Origin of the sequence: Acaryochloris marina MBIC11017 (assembly GCF_000018105.1) — a bacterium.
Taxonomy (GTDB): domain Bacteria; phylum Cyanobacteriota; class Cyanobacteriia; order Thermosynechococcales; family Thermosynechococcaceae; genus Acaryochloris; species Acaryochloris marina.
Genome location: NC_009929.1, coordinates 190,059 through 213,508, shown reverse-complemented (window position 1 = coordinate 213,508; position 23,450 = coordinate 190,059). Strand labels below are relative to the sequence as shown.

The following is a 23,450-nucleotide window of genomic DNA, read 5'->3' as shown; positions in this document are numbered from 1 at the left end:
ACTGGTATATCAAAGTTTTCCCCGTTTTTAATCAATCTCCACATGGTAAGAATTTCAAGCCATAGTGATTCGATCTTCATATTTTTCTCAAACTCTTTTCCTAGGGTTTGCTTGAGCATAGCGAGAAGCGGATGTAGCTGTCGTCATTGCATGGCAAGCCCAGGAGTATCGACTAATGAAGAATAGTACCTGCACAACCCTTGATGGAAATGAAGCTGTTGCGAGGATAGCCTTTTTTCTGAATGAGTTGATTGCTATTTACCCCATAACTCCAGTATCACCGATGGCTGAATGGGCTGATACATGGACAGAAGCTAATAACAAAAATTTATGGGGTGTAGTTCCTCTGGTCGTTGAAATGCAAAGTGAAGCAGGTGTCGCAGGGGCAGTCCATGGAGCCCTTCAAATGGGGGCACTGACGACTACTTTTACTGCATCTCAGGGATTGCTGTTAATGATTCCCAACCTATTTAAGATTGCGGGAGAACTGACCTCTACGGTATTTCATATTGCTGCACGCTCTGTTGCAGCCCAAGCCTTGTCAATTTTTGGAGACCACAGTGATGTAATGGCAGCGAGGGGGACAGGCTTTGCAATGTTGAGTGCTGCTTCTGTTCAGGAAGCCCAGGATTTTGCCGCGATCGCAACCGCTGCAACCCTAGAAACCCGAATTCCCTTCCTCCATTTCTTTGATGGTTTTCGAACTTCCCATGAGATCCAGAAAGTAGAACTACTGTCCATCGCTACCCTCAAGGAATTAATCCAGGATAAGTCCGTTATGGCCCACCGTGCGCGTGCCCTCAGTCCTGATCATCCCGTCTTGCGTGGCACCGCTCAAAATCCTGATATCTACTTCCAAGCTCGAGAAACAGTCAATCCTTACTATCTGGATTGCTCCACGGTTACACAAACAGTGATGAACGACTTTGCTCAATTAACAGGTCGACAATACCAGCTATTTGAATACCATGGCCATCCAGAGGCGGAACGGATCATCGTTCTGATGGGCTCCGGTTGCGAAACAGTCCATGAAACGGTGGATGCTTTGAACCGACAAGGGGATCAAGTTGGAGTGATCAAAGTACGCCTTTATCGTCCTTGGGATGCGCAGCGATTTATAACCGCTTTACCCCCTTCGACCCAATCCATAGCTGTTTTAGATCGGACTAAAGAGCCTGGTAGTCTCGGTGAACCACTTTACCTGGATGTCCTTGCCACGCTTAGCGAACATTCCTCTCATCTTTCTGTTCAAAAGGTTGTTGGGGGGCGCTATGGTCTGTCCTCTAAAGAGTTTACCCCAGCCATGGTCAAAGGAATCTTTGACCATCTCGCGACTACCAACCCCAAAAATCACTTCACTATTGGTATCAACGATGATGTCACGCTGACAAGCCTACCCTATGATTCTTCTTTTTCCACGGATTCAGATCAGGGAATGAGAGCTATCTTCTATGGCCTAGGGGCTGATGGCACTGTCGGTGCCAATAAGAACTCGATCAAGATCATTGGCGAGCATACTGATCACTATGCCCAAGGCTACTTCGTCTACGATTCCAAAAAATCTGGGTCAGTCACAGTTTCTCATCTCCGATTTGGACCAGACCCCATTCGGTCAACCTATTTAATTGAACAAGCCAACTTTATTGCCTGTCATCATTGGGACTTCCTAGACAAAATTGATGTCCTGAAAGCTGCCCAACCCAAGGCTATTGTCCTGCTAAATAGTCCATACCCAGCTACAGAGATTTGGGAACGCTTACCTGCTCATGTGCAGCAACAAGTACTTCAGAAACATCTTAAGCTCTATGGCATTAATGCCAACCAAATAGCTCAGGCTGTAGGTATGGGGGGACGCATCAATACCGTGATGCAGGTGTGCTTTTTTGTCCTTTCAGATATCTTGCCCCGTGATGTGGGAGTTGCATGTATTAAGGAATCGATTCATCAAACCTATGGCAAGAAGGGCGAGGAAATTGTCCGCATGAACCTTAAGGCAGTAGATGCGGCTCTAGAACAACTCTACAAAGTCCCTATGGATGATTCAATCGGCCAGTTAAAGGTAAACAATAGTCAAGCCTCAACGATGCCGGAAACTGCTCCCAAGTTTGTCCGTGAAGTGCTCAATTATATGATTCAGCGCCAGGGAGATATGCTCCCGGTTAGTGCGTTACCCGCTGATGGTACCTATCCCACGGGCACAGCCAAATGGGAAAAAAGGAATATTGCTCAGTTTATTCCTGTTTGGGATCCAGAGGTCTGTATACAGTGTGGGAAATGTGTCATGGTTTGTCCCCACAGTGTCATTCGGAGTAAAGTCTACGACCCTGAACACACTGAAAAAGCACCAACAACCTTTAAGAGTACAGCGGCCCGTGATCATGCTTGGAGTGATCTTAAATTTTCCATTCAAGTGGCACCGGAAGACTGCACGGGATGCGGCATCTGTGTGGATGTTTGCCCAGCGAAAAATAAGTCAAAACCCCGACTGAAAGCCCTCAACATGGAACCCCAACGTCCTTTGAGAGAAACTGAGGTTCAGAATTGGGATTATTTCTTAACCCTGCCCCATCCCCAACGTCAATCGCTCAATCTCCATAAAATTAGTCATCAACAAATGCAACAACCCTTATTTGAGTTTTCTGGGGCTTGTGCGGGGTGTGGAGAAACACCTTACATCAAACTGATAACACAACTATTTGGCGATCGCATGGTCGTTGCTAATGCCACAGGTTGTTCTTCTATTTACGGTGGCAACCTACCCACAACACCTTGGACCGTAAACGCTGACGGCCGAGGTCCTGCTTGGTCTAACTCCCTATTTGAGGATAATGCTGAGTTTGGTTTGGGTTTCCGAGTCGCGATTGATCAGCAAAAAGAACTTGCTCGTAAACTTCTTGAGGAGGTAGTCAATACCATAGAAGACGAGCATGATTATATCCAGTTTCTAGCTGAGCGACTCTTAGCAGCCAAGCAAGATGACGAAGCTGATATTGCTGAGATCCGTCAAGAAGTTGTTCTATTGAAACAATGGCTAACGGAGCAGGAAATTCATCTGGAGTCCCATAAAAACGACAGACGGGATAACTCGCTGATCGAAAAAATGAGTCAGCTCAAGGCCCTGGCTGACTATTTCGTTAAAAAGAGTGTCTGGATTATTGGTGGAGATGGTTGGGCCTACGATATCGGTTATGGCGGCCTAGATCACGTCTTGGCCAGTGGGCGCAACGTCAATATCCTTGTGCTGGATACCGAAGTTTATTCCAATACGGGTGGACAGATGTCAAAGTCCACTCCAAGAGCTGCCGTTGCCAAATTTGCCGCAGGAGGCAAGCCAACCCCGAAGAAAGATCTGGGTTTAATGGCGATGACCTACGGCAATGTCTATGTGGCTAGTGTTGCTATGGGGGCACGGGATGAACATACCCTTAAAGCTTTTATCGAAGCTGAATCCTATGAAGGCCCCTCCCTAATCATTGCCTATGCCCATTGCATTGCTCATGGGATTGAGATGTCTTCAGCCATGCACCATCAAAAATCCTTGGTAGATGCTGGGCGTTGGCTCTTGTATCGTCATGATCCTCGACGAGTGACCCAAGGCCAAAATCCTTTGGTATTAGATTCGCATGCTCCCAAGGTTCCCATCAACCCATCCATGTATGCCGAGAATCGATTCAAGATGCTAACCCGTAGCCAGCCAGAGACGGCTCAACAACTCTTGCAAGAAGCTCAGCAAGACGTGAATACCCGTTGGCTTCTCTACCAATATTTAGCAGCTAGACCCCAACGGTCCCAGTCTTGATCCTGCTTTGAGCAGACTCCTTTGAGATTGATCGAATCACGCCAGGAGGGAAAATCATGAAATCTAACTATGCTAAGGCCGTTGTTACGGTTCTTTTGACGGGGTTACTCTTGCTGCTCCTGACTGCCTGTCAACAGTCTATGGAATCTAGCTTTGAGCAATTCCCTGCACAAAGTAATGCCCAAACCAATGCTTCCCCTGCCTCAGAATCAGAGTGCCTTAACTCGCCGCCAAGATGGCAGAGACGCCATAGAAGACAAAATTATGGTCAATACAGCAGACTCTACAATCCAAGCACAGTTGAGACTATTCAGGGGCAGGTCATACAAGTAGATACGGTTACCCCTCGTTGGGGAATGTCCACAGGGGTTCATCTTCAGCTTAGGTCTGACGCAGATAATGTTGAAATCCGTCTAGGACCCACTTGGTTCTTTGAGGAGCAAAATTTCATCATTCAACAGGGGGATAAGATTACCCTCACGGGTTCAAGAGTGGAGGTTGATAATCAGCCAGCTGTGATTGCAGCTGCAGTTACCAAAGCCGATGTGACCCTAAAGCTTCGCGATCAAGAGGGTATTCCGGTTTGGAGTAATTGGGGCGCATGTCCCTAAAGCAAGTAGCTGAAGATAATCTGATAGGGAGCATAGTGATGATGGCAAGACATTCACATAGTGAAATATGGTTATTTAGACAGCTTTTCGACCAGCAATCTAACACCTATACCTACCTGATAGCTGATCCTGAGACCAAAGCAGCACTGTTAGTGGATCCTGTTTTAGAGCAAGTAGACCGAGATTTAAAACTGATACACGAATTGGGCTTAAAACTCCAGTTCTGTCTAGAAACCCACATCCATGCTGATCACATTACGGGAACTGAAGCATTACGGGCAAAAACAGGGTGTCAGGGGATCGTGCCAGAGCATGCTCATGCCGCCTGTGCTGATCGTTACTTACAAGATGGGGAAACAATAACCTTGGGGACTATCCCTATCCAAGCCATTGCGACGCCCGGTCACACAGATAGTCATAACGCCTATTTGGTCAATGGAGATCGTGTACTAACGGGAGATGCTTTGTTCATTCGCGGTTGCGGTCGTACAGACTTCCAAAGCGGAGATGCAGGAACACTTTATGACTCAGTCACCCAGAAATTATTTACGCTGTCGGAGGAGATTCTGGTCTTTCCGGGGCATGACTATCGAGGACTTACCCTCTCCTCGATTGGTGAAGAGAAGCAATGGAATCCCCGGTTTAAAGGAAGAGATCGCAACACTTTTATTGAGTTTATGAACGCTTTGGATCTTCCTAATCCACAAAAGATCATGGAAGCGGTCCCAGCTAATGAACGATGTGGTCAAGTGATTACTGCTTAATGATGCTTGGAATACTGGATTGCTAACTCCAAAAGATCAGTTCTTTACCAATCCCATCAGCCTAATGGGCTCATTTCAAAGAGGGAAGACAATGACATTTGCAATGCACAATCTAAAAGAAATTGATGCCCTCACGCTCAAGCAATGGATGGATCGGAATGAGGTGTTATTGATTGATGTCAGCAAACCCCAGGAGTTTGAAAAAAGTCATATTCCTGGAGCAAAACTGATACCGATCGACAAGTTTGACCCCGCCACAGTCCCTCGTCTTCAGGGGCAAAGGATTGTCCTTCAGTGTCAATCTGGTGACCGTTCGACCCAAGCTGCACATCAAATGTTGCAGGCAGGATTTAGCCATGTTCATCATCTTCAAGGCGGTTTAGCTGCTTGGAAGGCTGCTGGATATCCCACTCAGGGCAAGCGATCCATAAACATACTTCGTTTAGCCCAAATTTTAACGGGCTCTTGTGTTCTCCTTGGGACTAGTTTGGGGTCAACGCTATCTCCTTGGTTTGTACTATTCAGTATTGTTGTGGGGGGTAGTCTTGTCTTGATAGGGGTAAGCAACGATTGAAAGTTCTCGACGCCTTCCTCACAGGGAGCAGATTAGACCCGATTTTAGGCTGATTCAAAGTGTATGCCTCTTCATAGACTCACTCACTTAAGTCGCTATCTACCCTTTCTAAAATGGTTTCTGGAATACCGTTCTCAGCACCTTATTGGCGATTTAATGGCAGGAGTAATAGTAGCGATCATGCTGGTTCCTCAAGGCATGGCCTATGCATTGCTGGCTGGTTTACCCCCTCAGATTGGCCTCTATGCCAGCATCATGCCACTGATACTGTATGCGCTTTTGGGGACAAGCAGAACTTTGGCTGTGGGTCCCGTCGCCATCGTTTCGCTGTTAGTGGCCACAGGGGTAGGACAACTCGCTCAACCCAATACGTCTGAATACCTAACTTTGGCTATGATGTTGGCCCTTTTAGTAGGCATCCTACAAATGCTGATGGGAGTGGTTCGACTCGGTTTTCTGGTGAACTTTCTCAGTCATGCCGTAATTTCTGGCTTCACGAGTGCAGCTGCCATCATTATTGGTTTTAGCCAGCTTAAACACCTTTTTGGATTGCAGCTTCCAAAGACCGAGTCCTTTCCAGAATTACTACAGGAGATTTGGCAGCACCTGCCTCAGAGGAATAGCATTACCCTGATCCTTGGTCTCACTAGCCTAGTTGTGTTGCTGGTCTTCAACCATCAATTGCAGCCACTACTGAAGAAGCTAGGGATGCCTCAAAATTTGATTCTCCCCTTGACCAGAGGTGGACCATTGCTGCTGGTGCTCGTTAATACTGTTTTGGTGTGGAGACTCCAACTCCATGAAGTGGCGCAGGTCAAGATTATTGGTGAGATTCGAGCGGGTTTGCCGCCCTTGACGCTGCCCACCTTTGACTTGAAGAGTTGGCAAGCTCTTATGCCTACTGCCGTTGCAATTAGTCTTGTGGGATTTATGGAAAGTATTTCTGTGGCTAAGTCCCTGGCTAGTAAACGTCGGCAAAAAATTGATGCCAACCAAGAGTTGATCGGTCTAGGAGCTGCAAACCTGAGCGCAGCCTTCACTGGTGGATATCCAGTCACTGGGGGATTAAGTCGAACCATGGTTAATTTTAGTGCTGGGGCCAACACAGGTTTAGCATCCATCATCACAGCTTTGCTCATTGCCTTAACGGTTCTATTTTTCACACCCTTATTTTATTTTTTGCCTCAGGCTGTGTTGGCAGCGATCATTATCGTTGCTGTTTTGAATTTGATAGATTTCACGTCACTTCAACGCATGTGGCAATACAATCGTGCAGATGCGGCTTCATTACTGATCACATTTGGTGCTGTGTTGGGGTTAGGGATTGAAGCTGGAATTCTCGTAGGGGTTCTGGCCTCTCTATGCCTGTATTTATGGCGGACCAGCCATCCCCATTTAGCAGTTGTTGGTCGAATTGAGGGCTCTGAGCATTTTAGGAATGTGCTACGGAATCCTGTAAAAACCTACCCACATGTGTTAGCAATTCGTGTGGATGAAAGTCTCTATTTTGCCAATATAAAAGCTTTGGAAGACTATGTGCTGCATGCTGTGTCTCACATATCTGATTTGCAACATCTTGTACTGATCTGTAGTGCCATAAACTTCATTGATGCGAGCGCATTGGAAACGCTTGAAGCACTGTTTGCTGATTTGAACTCTGCTGGCGTGAGGGTCTATTTAGCTGAAGTTAAGGGTCCAGTGATGGATCAGCTAGAGAAGACAGATTTTGTGGAAAAGCTGGGTCGAGAACGCATCTTTCTAAGCACTCATCAGGCTATGCTAGCGCTGGGCTGTAATTGAATAAGGAGAAAAATGGGTACCTTTTACTGGGTTAGGGCTTTGTTAGGAGGTATCCTAATCGGTCTCAGTGCGGCAATCTTTCTACTCTTCAATGGTCGCATTGCTGGTGTGAGCGGTATGGTTAACGGTGCGATCAAGCTTACTCCCCACGAACGCTGGCGTTGGACCTTTATCTTAGGACTATTTATCGGGGGGGCTCTTTACGAATATGTTTTGGCTCCCCAACCCACACCCACGGGTTTACAAGGTTAATTTAGCCTCAGAGAGGATCGCTCGAAGTAGTTCTACTTCAAGCAGTAAGACTCTAGATGTTATAGGTCATAACCGAGAGCTAGAGAGAGCTGCAAAGGACAATAGAACCCCCCGCCTTTACGTGTGGGGAGGTATCAGTAAACAAGCTATCGATTTGCAGTTACTTATCGGCTCAGCTATCTTTGGCATTGGTTGGGGAATGGCAGGTTACTGCCCTGGTCCTGGTCTAGTCGCCTTAGTTTTAGGAATTTGGAATCCATTCTTGTTTATCATTTCGCTCATGTTTGGATCATTGTTTTACCACTGGATTACAACTCAGCGAATAAATCGCTCTCCAAAAGTCCCTAACCCAAATCCCTAAACTGTCTAGGGCCATGGCCATTATTTATTTAGATGAAGTGTGTCGAAAGACTTGAGCTACCGCTGTCTGAACGGTTGCTTGATTCATCATAAAGCCATGGATCCCTGGAAAGGTTATGGGTTGATCGGATTCCAGGAGACGAGTTTCATTCAGAGCCACAAGCCCATCGTTCAACTCCATCCCAAAGGGGCTCCAGGGACCACGAGGACCGCTGGTACCCGCAATGATGGTATAGGAGGCGTGCAAATGGGGCAGAGATGCATAAAATTCTGAGCTGGCGAGATTGGCACCACTGGTTCCCGAGAACCATTGGAAGGGCCATAGATTCCAAGCTATTTTTGCTAAGCGTGGGGGTTGATTGGGCGTGCCTAGCATCACAATATGGCGGGGGAAACTTCTAGATAGAGATAGGGCTGAGCGGGTCAATATCCCACCGAGAGAATGAGCTACAATTCCGTATGGGCCTTTATTTGACAACATCTGGAATCGATTTCGTAAACGCGTTACGATCTGCTCGTAAGATTCAGCAAAGGCAGTGTAGCTAAAAAATTCTGTTTGATAGCCAGACTGATCGAGAGAATATGCGAGGCCCATCATGGACATCGGTGTCCTACCCAGGCCATGAACTAAGAGGATCTTCATTGAGCTGCACAACCCATATATTGGGGATTAGCAAAGATGCCTCTACTCTAACAATTATGGATTTGAGTCCACTAATGCATCTAAATCTTGTTGCATTTGGGCTTGGACCTGTTCGTAACAGGCAGTTACGTAGGTGCGATCGCGCGCTGCTTCTGCCCCATAATGCTCAAACACTATCGGTGGACAGACTTGCGTTTGGATGGGAACAGGTAGTGGAATATTGGGTAGGGGACCAAAAGCTAGCCCCCAAGGGAGGCCAAGATAGACAGGAAAAACATCTGGATCAATTCCACCAAGCCAGGGAATTCCCCAGTCGTGAAGCTGCTGGATCGCCTGGTAAAAATCAGCTAGCACAATCAGCGTCTCGTGAGCACCATTTGAGATCAAAGGAACAATTGGAACTTTTTCCTCCAACGCTAACTTAATAAACCCCTTGCGCCCAGCCAGATGAATTTGGTGGCGTTGACAATAAGGACGAAACACATCCTGTGCCCCACCGGGATAAACTAGAACGCTAGCTCCTTGCCTTAGAGCGTTGATCGCCATCTTAGGGTGAGCCATAATACTGCCAATCTGCCCCGCCAGTCGGGCTAAAGGAGGACATGTTTGCTGAAACGCCTGCCAAATCCCAGGATGTAGCAGTCCATAAATAGGCCGTTCAGCCCCAAACTGTCTACACCAGTCATACATGCTCATATACATATCAGGTGCAGACAGTCCACCGTTATGGGAACCAACCATCAAAATGGGGGCATCGGATGGGACATGGTGCCAACCACTGGTTTGGACATGGAAGTAATGATGATATAGCCAGCTCAAAAGTGGCATCAATTGTTCGATCACCTTCGGATCACGATATTCGAGGGACCACCCCAGAGGAGCAGCATGGCCGTTAGCTTTCAACAACATAGAGACATGGGGGGTGTGATTGTTATCCCCATCCACATAATATAGGGAGAGGAAATTGTAACTGACGCAAACCAACTTCAAGCCAATCTGCTGAGCAACCCTTAGGGCTGAGGTAATTGCCCCTTCGTGCAATCCATCTTCTAGATAAGCACCTACGTGGTAAGTGTTGTTCTCTCCATTGCTCTCCACCACTTCATCACGATAGTGAAATGACTCGACCGTATACAGTGAAGTGTGGTGCTCTTGAGATTCTAAGATTCTGACTTTTTTGCCAGCGTTAGCCATCAATACTGCGAACAATAGAGAAGATAAGCCATTTCCGGCGGTTAAGTAATCTGCAGTTATCGAGTCCCCTCAAATGTTCTTCAGATGAGCCAGACACCTGGAACAGTAAAGACAAATATTGAAGAACTTATGAGGTAAGCACTTTTGGGGTTACTGCTAATGCTTTCAAGGGGATTTCACTAGTAATATTCAGAGCCCCCTTGTTCAATGAATGGCTTATGGGATTGGGGCAAGGATATAGTCCCAGCATTGAAATATCTGTGAACACATACCGGGCAGCGTTTGGTCTCTGGCAATGCCTTCACAAATTTCTCAATTTTATTTTCTAAGTTGAAAGGTAGTTCTTGATGGTGGGGAGCTTTAGACTCCTAGGGAGCGGTTTATGACTGAACAAACGATTCAAGAAACCCAGCAAATCCCTCAAGAGCAGTGGTTAGCTTTTTTTGATCACCTTACAAAGAATTATAAGGGATGTTCCCTTGCAATTGAAGTGACTGACGAAGACATTGGAGATGAAAATCTCGTTCAACAGTCACCCTTAGCGTCCATCACTTACGATCCACCCGCGAAGGGGAACGATTTGATGATTGCGATTGGAGGTGATCAGGTGAACTATGCACATACAGTCAATGCGCCCAAGGCCGTATGGGTTGCCAAAGATATCTCTGGACAAGTAGTTGCAATAGATATTGTGGATCACAACGGTACTCAGACGATCTTGCGTTTGAGTTAGTTATCAAATGGCGAATCAGAGGTTACTCTCATGTCACAACATCCAACGCCGAGAAAACGAATTGCTATTTTACTGGAGAACCAGTTTGAAGGCTCTGCATATCAAGTTCCAAGTACTGCATTGCGAAAAGCAGGGGGTACTGTCTCGGTTATCGGTTCCCGCATGAATGAGGGGTACCAAGACAAACAGGGTTCGGTTACAGTCAAACCGATTGCTACGTCAACTGAGGTGAGGGCTGGGGATTTTGATGCCATCGTTATTCCTGGGGGCCACATTCGTGCCAACCCTAATATGGTCCGGTTGGTTTCTCAATCAATAGACCAGGGTATCTGGGTAGCGGCTGTGGGCTATGGTCCTCAGATACTGATCGAAGCAGACCGACTTCGCGATAAGCATACAACGAGTGCTCGATCGATTCATAAAGATCTCCTAAATGCTGGTGCAATATACGTCAATGAACCTGTTGTCGTTGACGGAAATCTGATCACAGCCAGACAACCTAGCGATCTGCCAATGTTCACCACCATGCTACTCAAGTGTCTAAACTTGACGATTAAAGGAACTAGGCTGCCAGAGTTTACTGACTCCACCTTTAATTGGTGGAAGTTAGGGGAAGCCTGGGGTGGCTCTAGTAAACAGGAGATTGTTAAAGCCCTCAATACAACCATTGTCGGGGAACGGTATACCCTAGAAGCTTTTAGGCAGTATAGTCATCGCGTTTCCCATCAAGATTTGCGATTGTTCTTACAGGGTATTAGTTCAACTAAGCACTATCATGTGGAGCGGCTAGAAGCTCACCTTTATGATGTGTTTGGAGAACGGGCCACTTGGCGGGCCGTGGGTAGTGAAGCTTATGCCGCTCTGCAAAGTTGGCTGCAATCGAGTAATGATACATCGATTTTACGGCGTGCCCTTGGCGATATTCAAACTGGGGTGATTGATGTTCATCACTTATGTAATCAACTGACTGACCCTCAAACCGTATCAATTTTAGAAGAAGTGGAACATGATCTAGCCAATCATGAACAACGATTGGCAGATCTATACCGGGCTAGATCTGGGGATCATATCAAGCCCCCTATGCCCACAACGATCGCTGCAGTCACTTAAGCTGATGAATTTCAGAAGGACAATGAACAATGAAAAATCAACCGAAGCCACCCATCACCCTTAATGTTGATCCAGCTACTCTCCTATGGGTTTGTGTGCTGCTATTTTTAATCCCGCTGCTATTAACAGGACTACTCTCTCATTAAATTCCCATCAAGAATCACTTGTGGACGTTGAAATCCATCTTTTTTTTGGAAAGACCAAGGAATGGATTCGTACCTTTACATAGGGAGTGGATAAAACATCGGCTATTGCAAGGGGGCCAACAATCGTGACACTCTGACAATCAGCTTGAACCAGTTAGGTTTTAGCTCATATTCAGACAGATTAATCTCCATCGAATGCTCAAAATCATCACATAACATCTGTTCAACGTTGCGAGCGAACTCAACATCGCTAACAAAGGTCATGACCTCAAAATTGAGATGAAAAGACCGATTGTCTAGATTGACTGTTCCCACTCCTGCGAGGCAACCATCCACCAACATCACCTTTTGATGCATAAATCCATGGTTATAGCGATACAGTTTAATGCCTGTAGCATCCATTTCGGTGTAGTAAGAATAAGAACAAAGATACACAAGCCAATGGTCTGGTCGATCAGGTAAGAGAATACGTACATCCACCCCTCTCAAGGCAGCCATTTTTAATGACGTGAGTACGGGGTCATCTGGAACAAAATAGGGGCTTGCGATCCACAAGCGATGTTGGGCGAGGTTGATGATACTGCCAAAAAAGAGGGTGCAATCATTTTGAGGATCGGTAGGACCGGGTGAAAAAATGAACACCGTTTGGTTCTTTCCTCGGTCAGGGTGAACTTCCCAGCATGCTTCAGGAATTTCCCTAACGGCCCAAAACCAATCTTTGAGAAAGGGAAGTTGTAAACACTGGACTGCTGGACCTTTCACCTTCAGATGAGTATCCCGCCAAAGACCAACATGAGCATTTTGTCCCAAATACTCATCCCCAATGTTAATGCCACCCACAAAAGCAACTTGACCGTCCACTACCAGGATCTTTCGATGATTGCGGAAGTTGAGTTGAAATTGATTCCCCCATCCTTGAGCACTATTAAAAGCTGAGACTTGAATTCCTCCTTTCTGCAGGACGTTGATGTAGTTTTTTGACAAGTTTTTAGAGCCAATTTCGTCATACAGGATATAAATACGAATCCCCTCTTGAGCCTTTTGCATCAAGATTTTTTGAAAAATGTCCCCGACGTGATCATCATTGAGAATGTACGATTGGAGCAGAATATATTCCTTAGAATTTAAGATCGCTTCTTGCATCGCTGAGTAAGTTTGCTCTGCATTAATCAGCAACTGAACCGAATTACTATGGGTAAACGGAAATTCAGTTAATGCTCCTGCTACCCTCTGAAGGGAGGCAAGTTGTGTAGGAAGAACTGCCTTATAGGACAGGATTTCTAAATAGGTGTTATGGGCAAGATCGTGATTTTGAGCGTAAGCTTGATGATAAGCCTGGGTATATCCGTGGAATTCTACTCGTCCCAAGATCCAATATAGGGGTAGAGCAATCCCTGGGAAGGTAATGAGAGACAAACTCCATGCGATCGCACTTTGTGAAGATCGCACATTCATGACTGCATGAGCTGCGTTCAATACACCTAAGGCGTAAACCAATAGCAACAGTACACTAGGGACCGTCATACCGTGAGCAGAGAGAAAATGATTGGGGTGCTCTATGGCGATGAAGGTCATTAGTAGGGAAATTATCGGCCAATTATAGCGATTAGTGAAGCATCAATTCGACGACCAGGGGGCTGTGATCTGAAGAAGATAATTCTCCCAACACTATTTCACTCCCTAGACATTGTGTGAAGCCACGATAGAAAATATGGTCCAAAGGATAGTCAAAAAATTGTTTCAAATTTTTGTAGTGGGCAGAAGAAAATGTCACTTGTCTTAAATCGAGTCGACGGACCATTGTCTGTAGAACCTTCATCCGATATTCGTTCCAAGTATTGAAATCCCCTGATAGAATGATTGGTCCTGGATGAATCGTCAGTTGTGCTTCCAGTTGTTGCAATTGTGATTGAAATTTTCGAGTACTGACAAAATTGATCCCATGAATATTCACGGCCAATAAAGTCTGTTTTGAGCCAGCTAAAGAATATTCCGTAATGAGGGATACTTTGGGGGTGTTGAGAAAAGGCTCGCAAGCTTGAGTTAAAAATGACTTCCCAGACTGATGTTTAACTTTTGAAGCAGTCAGAACTCCAAAATGTTGATCAGTATATGGGTTGCTCATATTTGGGGCGAATTGCCAACTCATCGCATCACAGTAAAACGGCTTTTTGAGGGTGGAATCGAATCGGAATTCCTGCAAGAAGATTAGATCTGGGGGATACCATTCCACAAGTTTAGAAAAATCTTGCAGCCATTCATGACGATGGTTATTCTTAGCAATGTTCCAGTTCAAGATCCGCAGAGAAGCCTGATCTATAACCATTAGTGAAAACTGATGATTCTCTATGAGAACCTGCTCAGCAGTATTTAAACGAAACATTTTAGGTAACAATCCAACTAATCCTTGATCCAATCTGAAAACGCTATATTCAAGTGGAAGACGTTGCGAATGCTAGGTCTCGGCTCCTCTCTAGCATAACGTTGAGGATTATCTGATTGAGCCACTCGAACCTGAATCTTAGACTATCAAACTCGTTGAGATGATCCTGTACAGCTATTGTGCTCCGAAGTCTACAAGAATTAATTGCCAGAAGTTAGCGCTAATGCCTTTGGGAGAGTAGTTTCTAACGATTTTCTGGCCTTTCCCACAATTTGGGGGCTAACCACGGGTAACGACAGCCGAAAGTGCTGATAATGCACCCATTCAAAACCAGCCTTTTCTAAAGTTTTCCAGGTCTCACGATTTGGATGACAATTATGCAAAAGGGTTTTCCATAAAGGTTTAACAGCTTCTTGGATTCTACGCTCCAAAGTCATCGGTTTCGCTGCAACATGTTCTAGAAAGACAAACAGACCGCCAGGTTTCAGAACACGTTGAATTTCAGATAGGCATTCCTCAAGTTGTGTGACTGAACACAAAACATAGGTACTCACGACAGTATCAATACTATTGTCAGCTACGGGCAATTGCTCAGCAGTTCCCTTAAACACGTTAATCGATGACAATCCCTGGCGGTCAGCCTCTTGCCTAATATACGGATGCAGAAATGGATTCAGTTCAATTCCAATCCAATTAATGTCTGGAGGATAGTAGGACAAATTAATCCCTGCCCCTGGACCCAGTTCTAAAACAGTACCGTGGAGATCAGCAAACAGCCAGTGTTTTAGTTGAGCCATGGTTGCAAACTGCTGACATTCATTTAGCTTGATGTTTTCTTCGGGAACGGTATTGGCTCTCGCCATCCCCCAAGCCAGCAATCGATTGTACATATTGCGTCCTCTTCGATGTTGAGCAAAGTTATGCGTCTATCTCATTCCTACTAATCAGTTTTTTGATCACCGCACAGTTGAATCTTCGGTATTTCACCCAAAAGACTTTTGGTGAAAAGTCCTATTTCTCTGAGACATTGCGAAGTGGGATGGAGCGGCCCTCGTAAAACTTGCGCTCAAGCCACCCTAAACTGAGCCAGATGATGGTGCAAACGATGAAGCTAATGCTGGCAACTCGGGCTAACTTGGCGGTTCCTCCCCAATCTAAGAGATAAAGTTGCACCGTTATCCAAGCCACAAGTGCCCCCATAACCATCCCTTGTCGTCCTCTCTTGATTCGGCTCAGCGTAGTCCGACAACTAGCACAGTGAACAGTATGAGAGTGATAGCGTTCGATCACCTGTTCTCGCCCTATCGCTGGGGGCAACGGCTTATTGGGGAAGGGATCCGCAGTGTAGCGTTGCAGCCACTGGTGTAATGCCACTACAAACCGATCCGCTCGGGTTGGCATATAGTAGGATTGCGCAATCGGTATCCCCTGCTTCTGCTGGGTGAGATGACGCTCCTGAAGGTACAAGAAAATTTGGTCATCTTCTAGAATAGAATTTTGCAGCAAGTGAAAGACCCAACTGGGGGTGTAGCGCATCAACCCCGCTGGCAAAGGAGAGGCGAATTGAAAGGGGAAGCGAGCAAACAGGCGGCATTCTCCCTTGCGAATAGGTGTGCAGTAGGCAACGGTCAGAGTACGATTCTTTTCCTGAGTGGTCAAATCATGCCACATCAGATTGGGGGCGATGAAGGTAGTCAATTGAGTTCCGAATTGGCCTTTTTTAGGACCAACAGCCGTTTTCCAAATTCCTTGAAATCCCTGTCTATCCGCGTGGTTAATCTCTAGTGCTTCGCCACAGTGATTATGACAGGATAGTTTGGGGATAGAGTCGGCTGAGTTTAGTTCGTGCATCATCCACCGTAAACAACCAATTAACCGTTGCCTTATCATGGTTCCGCCTTTTTTCCCATGCAGTGACCTCGTACCGGAGTTGTTCAATATCAGGAATCCGCCGATTTAAGCATTGCCTCGAAAGGGCAGAGAACTCAAACTCAATCATATTGAGCCAACTGCCATGTTTTGGGGTGTAGTGAAACTGAATACGCTTGAGAATCCGCAAGGCTTCATCTGGATTGAAGGTTTTGTAAAGTGCTGCGGGAGAATGGGTATTGAGATTGTCCAAAACAACATGTAGCTTGTCAGCCTGGGGAAACAGACCATCCACTAGATATTGCATGCAAAGTGCAAAATCTTCGCTTTTGCGATGCTCAGTCACCTTCAAATGTCGCCAACTTTTGAGCGGTTGAAAAAAGCCAAATATATTACAAGTGCCCTTCCGCTCATATTCATGGTCGTAGCGTTGAGGACGACCGGGCTTCGGTGGACGGGGCACCCGGGTTTCGCCAATCAGTTGGCAAGGCCGTTCATCAAAACAAACAACAGGCTCATCAGGATCGTAGGGTTGGGCATACCAATCTAGAACGTTCTCCATCCGCCAAACAAAGTCTGCGCCTACAGTAGAAAAACACCACTGCTCTTTTAGCCAAGGCTTAAGCTGTTTTTTTCGAGCGTACGTCGCACAGTTTCATCCGATAGGCTTTCGACGACTTTAAGTTCAACCAGCCGTTCTGCCAATAGCTGCATGGTCCACCGGCAACAACCGGTTGGTGGGTCGCTACAAGCTGTCGCAATTAGCAAGGCCTCTGCTTTGCTATCGAGCTTCTTTTGCCCTCCTGGTCTGGGACGCTCATTGAGGGCAAATTCCACACCACCTTCAACAAATTTCTGGCGAGTACGATGCACGGTAGAGATGCCTGCATTGAGCATTTGAGTAATGGTATCGTCTTTGTGTCCCTCATCTGCCAACATCAAAATCTGGGCTCGTTTCATTTTTCGCGCTGACAGGGTTCTACGTCGGGTGAGTTGTATCAGCTCACTGCGTTCTTCAGGCGTTAGCGTCACAATATATTTGTCAGGCATGATTAGTTGGCTAAAAACAGCTAGATTGTTGCTAGCTTACCTATCCAATTCAGTGTGGTCGAGCACTAGGTCCATGGGGCCAGCCACACTGCGATCGCCAACGGAACGGTGATGAGCAAAGGGTAAATGACTCGGATCCAAGACATTTTCCAACAGTGTGAGCACATCGAAAGGTAGATCGCGCACCCCATCCAAGACAATCCATTTATTTGGTGCTTCTTCTAACGGTGCCACTAATGGGATGGGGATGTGAGCTGCGCGTTCGGATTGCCCCGGATAAACAAACAACATCCCCTGTCTCACTGTTGTTGGCAAAGATTGAACACAAGCCCGTCGGGATTGCTCCACTGATTGGCCACCAACCTGCTGAGGAATCCGACAGCATTGACCTAAACCGGAGAACGCCCAACCGTGATACGGGCATTCCAGCAAACCATCTGCAGTAAGGCGACCTTCAGATAGGGGAGCCAGCCGATGAGGGCATTGATCAGCAAAGACCCTCCAAGTTTCTGCCGATTGATCCCACCAAATGACCAAATCTTGTTCTAACAGCGTGAACGTTGACAATTGAGATGGATCTAAATCCTTCACATAGGCAATGGGATGCCAAGCGTCTTGCCATGTGAATTGGGAGGGATCTTCTCCACCTGGCAACAGCCATTGCCCAAGGGGTTGTTCAGCAGTTGAGGATAGTTCAACTTCATGTGCAGAGTTGTGAGGCTGATTAGAAATCGTACTCATGAACAAACTCCGAAAAAGAGCAGCAAGACATTCGATAAATTCAGCTGCATAAACGCTCGATTTCACCAATTCCAACCTTAAACTGAGGGTCTTCCAAGGAGGTATTGGGAAACGTCGTTCTACACCAATCGGATGTTATTGAACACTAGGCCAACCGTTTTATCGATTAACAGTGATATGGCCCTTACCTCTTGGCATCCACAGGCAATCGCGACTCATTCCATAAGCCCAAAGCCCTATCTGCCTCTACCAAAGACATGCCTTTGGCAAGATTTCTCAAAAAATCCCCAACATGTCTGTGACCAATCGCCTCGCCTGTCATATCTGGGGTACGAGCAGTGAACTCGAAGAATTTGACCAACGCATAAGCATTGTAGTTAAAAGGACGAAGAGCTAATGCCCATAAGGCTATTACCCAAGTAGGGATTGATTTGATGTTAGGTTCTTGATCAAGAATTTCAAAAACTAATTCGGCCATTTGTCGATTGCTATATTTCTCACATCCTCCAACTGGTCTAACTGTATTTCTAAGCAATGGCTCCTTGATCACCCTAGCCACTTCTTCACCAAAATCGAGCGCACTCAAGGGATTATAAATACTAGAACCATCTCCGAACAGATGAATTACACCCTTCCGTTTCGCTGCGACTAAGAACTCTTGTGCATCATTAAAGAATCCAGTGGGCGCAAAGATGTTGTAATCCATCCCTGAGGCCATGATCGCTTGAGCGACCTGATCCCTTGCTTTGGCCAGGGGCGATAGACGTGCCATTTCAGAGGCACGTAACACAGAAACAAAGATGAAATGTTTGACACCTGCAGCTTTAGCCGCTTCAAGAATATTCAGGTTGGCTTGATAGTCCACATCCCAAAAAGTGGGGTGACGGTTGAATGAATGAATACCTATGGATGAGAAAACAACGTCTATATCTTCACAAAGATCTTTCAAAGTGTCTGGTTGAGTAGCATGGCCTATGAAAATGTCATCGCACCAATTGGCATTCCTCAGGCGGTTTTGATCGCGACATAAGGCACGGACCCAAAAACCTTGTTGATGTAAAACCTCTAATACACCACCACCAATATATCCTGTGGCTCCTGCTACCAAAACTTTTGGATGTTGATTACTCATACTTGATCTCCCGCAATAATTTTGCTGTTTATCTCAAGTTGCTCACTGATCAATCAAGCTCTGGAAATTGCTTAACCCATTGTATTTATCTGTTAGATAGTGAGATATCAGCGTTTTGTTCTATAACGAGTCGCTGATTTTTCTAGTCGCACTATTCAGAAAGGTAACTACCTTAAGGCTAGAAAGATAAATTGAGAATCTTGTGAAATCACAAAAAGATTGAGTAGTGAACCCCAATCTTAAAGGTAGGAATACTATCAAGAGATATTATGCCTGCAAGCGATATTGGGAAACAAAGTATATATCTTTGAGCTGTCCTTCACAATTATCCAAACTTTGAGAACCACTTCACTTTATGCCTCACAAATTACTCAAACTCTTCCTCTAACTTCAGGATGAAGTGAAATTAAATTCATTATTTGTCTGAAGGAGGGTACTGAAACATTTGTTATTCAAATTCTCAGATGCTATATCTTATTGACTTGAACAATGCAGCTTTGAATGAATAACAGACAAAATCAACCTATTCAGGAGAAGCAACTATGCCTATTGAAACAGAGCCTAATCGCACTCGAAAAAATTTTGAGCCCAAGCGGTTTGGTGGCAGTTTATTCATTCTGTTTACATTATTATTATTTCTAAATCTATTTGTTTTGCGAGGACCGCGGTTCCCGATAACTGCCTACAGTGATTTTATTACTCAAGTAGAGGCGGGGCAGGTTGAACGGGTGGAGGTTCGGCCAGATCGCATTCGATATATCTTGAAAAGCGATCAGTATGGATTTAATGAGGGGACTGAGACTGCTGCAGTATTCGATACAGTGCCTGTTGGGATTGATTTAGAATTACCCAAGTTTTTGCGAGAGCATGATGTTCAGTACTTTGCTCCACCTCCAAGCTCCTTAAGCTGGTTGCCGACACTTTTAGGGTGGGTTGTACCACCGTTAATTTTCTTTGGCATTTGGAGTTGGTTGATCAATCGAAATCAAGGGGCAGGCCCTGCTGCCCTAACGGTGGGCCAAAGCAAGGCACGCATTTACTCAGAAGGAAGTACAGGTGTAACATTTGACGATGTTGCTGGAGTTGAAGAGGCAAAAACTGAATTGCTAGAAATTGTAGATTTTCTAGCTCATGCCGACAAATACACCCGCTTGGGAGCCAAAATACCCAAAGGTGTCTTGTTAGTTGGCCCACCGGGAACAGGTAAAACTTTGCTCGCTAAAGCTATTGCCGGAGAAGCAAAGGTGCCGTTTTTCAGTATTTCAGGATCAGAGTTTATTGAGCTATTTGTCGGTATTGGCGCAGCCCGAGTTCGCGATTTGTTTGAACAAGCAAAGCAACAAGCTCCTTGTATTGTATTTATCGATGAATTAGATGCCCTAGGCAAGGCACGGGGAGGACCCGGTGGATTCACTGGAGGAAATGATGAGCGAGAACAAACGCTTAATCAACTACTTTCGGAGATGGATGGGTTTGATCCAAATGTTGGGGTTATTCTGTTAGCAGCTACCAACCGTCCAGAGGTACTTGACCCGGCACTGCTCCGTCCTGGTCGATTTGATCGGCAAATAGTAGTAGATCGCCCTGACAAGATGGGTCGGGAGGCAATCTTGAAGGTCCATGTTAGAGGAGTGAAACTGGCTGAAGATATTAACTTGACCAAGTTAGCAGTAAGGACACCCGGATTTTCTGGGGCAGATTTGGCCAATTTGGTGAATGAAGCAGCCCTACTAGCAGCTCGTCAGAGCCGTGATGCAGTAGTCATGTCCGATTTTAATGAAGCGATTGAGCGAGTTGTCGCAGGACTGGAGAAAAAGTCGCGCGTTCTCAATGATTTAGAGAAAAAGACTGTTGCTTATCACGAAGTAGGGCACGCTATTGTGGGCAGTTTAATGCCAGGTGCAGGGACGGTTGAGAAAATTTCGGTCATTCCCCGCGGCATTGGTGCACTGGGCTATACTCTGCAACTTCCTGAAGAAGACCGCTTCTTGATCACAGCAAGTGAATTGCGGGGCCGGATAGCGACTTTGCTAGGAGGACGTTCAGCTGAAGAGTTGATTTTTGGAGTTGTTTCTACAGGAGCCAGTGATGATATCCAAAAAGCAACCGATTTAGCTGAACGGTATGTCACCCTCTACGGTATGAGTGATGAACTTGGTCCGATTGCGTATGAAAAGGCACAACAACAGTTTCTAGAAGGAGTGCCTAATCCACGCCGTACCGTTGGTCCCCAAGTCGTTGAAGCAATTGATCAAGCAGTTAAGGATGTGGTAGATGGGGCTCACCATATGGCATTGAGTATTCTATCCATCAATCAAGATATGCTCCAATTAACTGCAAGTCATCTTTTAGAGAAAGAGGTTTTAGAAAGTCAAGAATTGCATTCGCTGTTGAGTCAACCTCAATTCCCACCTGATATGGATGAATGGTTACAGACAGGTAAGTTACCTCAAGGAAAAGAGTTGATCCAAACTACCCTAAATTCACATCAGCTAATCGGAATTAATTAAGTCATAGGGAAATCTATCAAATCCATATGAAATAGATATTACCGAATCATAATTGTTTATGCGCCATAGAGGAGATCAAGAGATCAATAGTTTTGCAGTTTTGCAGCCTTTGTCTCCATAACTATACTGCTGAATGAGTCTCCCTTTTTGTACTCTTGCATAAGGAGCACGTCTGTGAGAATCTTGATTATCTATTTTTCCTTTTCAGGTAATAATCGGCGACTTGCTGAGTATCTAGCCAAAGAAATTCAGTGCGATATCTGCCCCATTATTGAAAAAAAGAGGCGGACAATGTTAACGATTGTTTTGGATATGATCTTCAAAAGAAGCCCCAAAATCGAGGCAATTGAAACCCCGATCTCAAACTACGATCACACCATCTTGGTTGCACCGATCTGGGATTCTAAGATAGCTAATCCCTTGAAAACATTGATCAAGCGTAAGAAGAATTCATTGAATAATTATTCTTTCATATCATTCTGCGGTTTCGACCGCCCTGGACAAAAAGAAAGAATTACTAATCAACTTACAGATCTCACTGGATATCCACCAAAAGCTGTCTCTGAATTAAAAGTTTGCGAACTCTTTCCATCAGAGTATAGAGACGAAGTCAATACTATTTCCCGCTATCATATCACTAGTAAAGATCTCTTTAAATTTGAAGATAAAATTTATGATTTTCTCCACCTCATACAAAGAACAAAATATTAAATATTCACTCAATATAATAGACTATTTACTTTCTTTAGATGTATATGAGAGTGGAGGAGAAGCTCGTAAGGACAATCATCTGTGTCTTCACCTAGTACAAATCTATTGAAACTTTGGCAAGTGACTCTCTGTAATTATTGAGGATAAATATATTCTTAATGATTATCAATATACTGAATAGCAAGCAACGTCATTAGACCTCTTGCATAATTCAGCTAACGACATAGTAGTGGCCTAAAAATCTAAGTCATATTGCAGCATCAACTGAGTTATTAACACATCAAGAAATGAATATTGCAAGAGGTCTATTATTCCAACGATAAATGGTTAATTTATTAAGTTGATTATGTGATCATGTTGAAATCATAAAACGAAGCTGTTCTGCCGATGAATTGGTGGAGGGCTGTACTGCTAATTGATTCGGTGTTCGTACAACCATGACTGAACATAGGGCGTGATGTACAACATAGTTGCTAATACTACCTAACACTAATTCTTTTAACCCAGAATGACCTCGACTTCCCATTAAAATTAAATCAGCGTTCCATTCCTTAGCAAAATCGCAGATCTCTTGCCGAGGATTACCAAATTTTTGTGTAATCTCAGTAGTAATTCCAACTGACTTTGCTTGCTCAGACAGTATTGCTAATCGATGTAACTCTTTTTCTTTATACTTGTTCCATTCTTGTTGAAAGCGATTCAACGGTATGTCAGAAAAAGCTGGATAGAGATAGGTTCCAGGAAAAACAGGATGTGCTTGATAGCCCTCTCCTTCGATGGATAGAACATGTAGCAGCATAAGTCGAGCATGGCAAGATTCTGCTATTTCCATTGCAACTTCAAAAGCTTGAATAGCATTTATTGAGTGATCCATGGCGACCAAAATCTTCTTAATCATATTAGCCTCCAGACGAATAGCAGATGGGTTGTATTGAAAATCACCCTGCTAAATCAAATGCAATACACTAATAAGGCTTATCTAGAGATACCTTTGTGAATAAATAAAAATCACTAAGTGATTTAATTTTATTGATCGCATTCTTAATGTAAAGGATGATCAACTCATTC

Annotated in this window: 20 protein-coding genes and 1 pseudogene; 11 read left to right on the top strand and 10 right to left on the bottom strand. The window is 45.0% G+C overall.

Annotated features, from left to right (window positions below; all coding sequences use genetic code 11):
• The first annotated feature begins 175 nt into the window (after positions 1-175).
• From nifJ to AM1_RS44615, 7 genes and pseudogenes are all read left to right on the top strand, one after another.
• Positions 176-3,799 (top strand): pyruvate:ferredoxin (flavodoxin) oxidoreductase, encoded by a 3,624-nt coding sequence (gene nifJ / locus AM1_RS34480; RefSeq protein WP_012167642.1) that lies wholly within the window; start codon positions 176-178, stop codon positions 3,797-3,799.
• Positions 3,800-3,855: 56 nt separating this feature from the next.
• Positions 3,856-4,410 (top strand): hypothetical protein, encoded by a 555-nt coding sequence (locus tag AM1_RS34475; RefSeq protein WP_049783899.1) that lies wholly within the window; start codon positions 3,856-3,858, stop codon positions 4,408-4,410.
• A gap of 41 nt (positions 4,411-4,451) precedes the next feature.
• Complete coding sequence (locus tag AM1_RS34470; RefSeq protein ID WP_012167644.1) at positions 4,452-5,174, top strand: MBL fold metallo-hydrolase; 723 nt, start codon at positions 4,452-4,454, stop codon at positions 5,172-5,174.
• Positions 5,175-5,265: 91 nt separating this feature from the next.
• On the top strand, positions 5,266-5,748 hold the full coding sequence (locus tag AM1_RS34465; RefSeq protein WP_049783898.1) for a rhodanese-like domain-containing protein: 483 nt from the start codon (positions 5,266-5,268) through the stop codon (positions 5,746-5,748).
• A gap of 63 nt (positions 5,749-5,811) precedes the next feature.
• Positions 5,812-7,548 carry a SulP family inorganic anion transporter gene (locus AM1_RS34460; RefSeq protein WP_012167646.1) on the top strand — a complete coding sequence of 579 codons (1,737 nt, stop codon included), beginning with the start codon at positions 5,812-5,814 and terminating at the stop codon, positions 7,546-7,548.
• 12 nt (positions 7,549-7,560) lie between these two features.
• Positions 7,561-7,782: pseudogene (locus AM1_RS34455) on the top strand (YeeE/YedE family protein); the annotation flags it as partial.
• A complete protein-coding gene (locus AM1_RS44615; RefSeq protein WP_012167648.1) occupies positions 7,757-8,161 on the top strand; it encodes a DUF6691 family protein in 405 nt (134 codons plus the stop codon). The pseudogene AM1_RS34455 and the gene AM1_RS44615, both read left to right, overlap by 26 nt.
• 24 nt (positions 8,162-8,185) lie before the next feature.
• Here the strand turns inward: AM1_RS44615 and AM1_RS34450 are convergent, their stop codons facing one another.
• A complete protein-coding gene (locus AM1_RS34450) occupies positions 8,186-8,803 on the bottom strand; it encodes an esterase/lipase family protein (protein WP_012167649.1) in 618 nt (205 codons plus the stop codon).
• Positions 8,804-8,857: 54 nt separating this feature from the next.
• Positions 8,858-9,712: a lysophospholipid acyltransferase family protein gene (locus AM1_RS34445; protein WP_041661423.1), complete on the bottom strand. Its 855-nt coding sequence runs from the start codon at positions 9,710-9,712 to the stop codon at positions 8,858-8,860.
• A 667-nt stretch (positions 9,713-10,379) separates the two neighbouring features.
• Here AM1_RS34445 and AM1_RS34440 point away from each other — a divergent pair.
• Both AM1_RS34440 and AM1_RS34435 read left to right on the top strand, forming a co-directional pair.
• Positions 10,380-10,730, top strand: coding sequence for a DUF5335 family protein (locus AM1_RS34440; protein WP_012167652.1), 351 nt, complete (start codon positions 10,380-10,382; stop codon positions 10,728-10,730).
• A gap of 30 nt (positions 10,731-10,760) precedes the next feature.
• Positions 10,761-11,840 (top strand): DJ-1/PfpI family protein, encoded by a 1,080-nt coding sequence (locus AM1_RS34435; RefSeq protein ID WP_012167653.1) that lies wholly within the window; start codon positions 10,761-10,763, stop codon positions 11,838-11,840.
• Positions 11,841-12,088: 248 nt separating this feature from the next.
• Here AM1_RS34435 and cls read toward each other — a convergent pair whose 3' ends face one another.
• From cls to AM1_RS34395, 7 genes are all read right to left on the bottom strand, one after another.
• Positions 12,089-13,561 carry a cardiolipin synthase gene (gene cls, locus AM1_RS34430; protein ID WP_012167655.1) on the bottom strand — a complete coding sequence of 491 codons (1,473 nt, stop codon included), beginning with the start codon at positions 13,559-13,561 and terminating at the stop codon, positions 12,089-12,091.
• A 31-nt stretch (positions 13,562-13,592) separates the two neighbouring features.
• Positions 13,593-14,369, bottom strand: coding sequence for an endonuclease/exonuclease/phosphatase family protein (locus AM1_RS34425; RefSeq protein ID WP_012167656.1), 777 nt, complete (start codon positions 14,367-14,369; stop codon positions 13,593-13,595).
• A 200-nt stretch (positions 14,370-14,569) separates the two neighbouring features.
• Positions 14,570-15,259, bottom strand: coding sequence for a class I SAM-dependent methyltransferase (locus tag AM1_RS34420; protein ID WP_041661398.1), 690 nt, complete (start codon positions 15,257-15,259; stop codon positions 14,570-14,572).
• Positions 15,260-15,380: 121 nt separating this feature from the next.
• Positions 15,381-16,223, bottom strand: coding sequence for a PaO family protein (locus AM1_RS34415; RefSeq protein ID WP_238549377.1), 843 nt, complete (start codon positions 16,221-16,223; stop codon positions 15,381-15,383).
• A protein-coding gene (locus tag AM1_RS40485) for an IS630-like element ISAcma30 family transposase (protein ID WP_148215677.1) occupies positions 16,171-17,288 on the bottom strand; the annotation gives its coding sequence in 2 pieces (ribosomal slippage) (positions 16,171-16,874 and positions 16,874-17,288; 1,119 coding nt in all). Before AM1_RS40485 ends, AM1_RS34415 begins: the two co-directional genes overlap by 53 nt.
• Positions 17,289-17,324: 36 nt before the next feature.
• Positions 17,325-18,029 carry a Rieske 2Fe-2S domain-containing protein gene (locus AM1_RS34400; RefSeq protein WP_012167659.1) on the bottom strand — a complete coding sequence of 235 codons (705 nt, stop codon included), beginning with the start codon at positions 18,027-18,029 and terminating at the stop codon, positions 17,325-17,327.
• 184 nt (positions 18,030-18,213) lie between these two features.
• Complete coding sequence (locus tag AM1_RS34395) at positions 18,214-19,161, bottom strand: SDR family oxidoreductase (protein ID WP_012167660.1); 948 nt, start codon at positions 19,159-19,161, stop codon at positions 18,214-18,216.
• A 542-nt stretch (positions 19,162-19,703) separates the two neighbouring features.
• Here AM1_RS34395 and ftsH point away from each other — a divergent pair.
• Positions 19,704-21,671 (top strand): ATP-dependent zinc metalloprotease FtsH, encoded by a 1,968-nt coding sequence (gene ftsH / locus AM1_RS34390; RefSeq protein WP_012167661.1) that lies wholly within the window; start codon positions 19,704-19,706, stop codon positions 21,669-21,671.
• Between the two features lie 174 nt (positions 21,672-21,845).
• Entirely contained in the window at positions 21,846-22,382 is a 537-nt protein-coding gene (locus AM1_RS34385; RefSeq protein WP_010471142.1) for a flavodoxin family protein, read from the top strand.
• Between the two features lie 352 nt (positions 22,383-22,734).
• On the opposite strand, the gene AM1_RS34380 is transcribed toward AM1_RS34385, so the two are convergent.
• Positions 22,735-23,280, bottom strand: a complete 546-nt coding sequence (locus tag AM1_RS34380; RefSeq protein ID WP_010471144.1) for a universal stress protein — start codon at positions 23,278-23,280, stop codon at positions 22,735-22,737.
• Between the last annotated feature and the right edge of the window lie 170 nt (positions 23,281-23,450).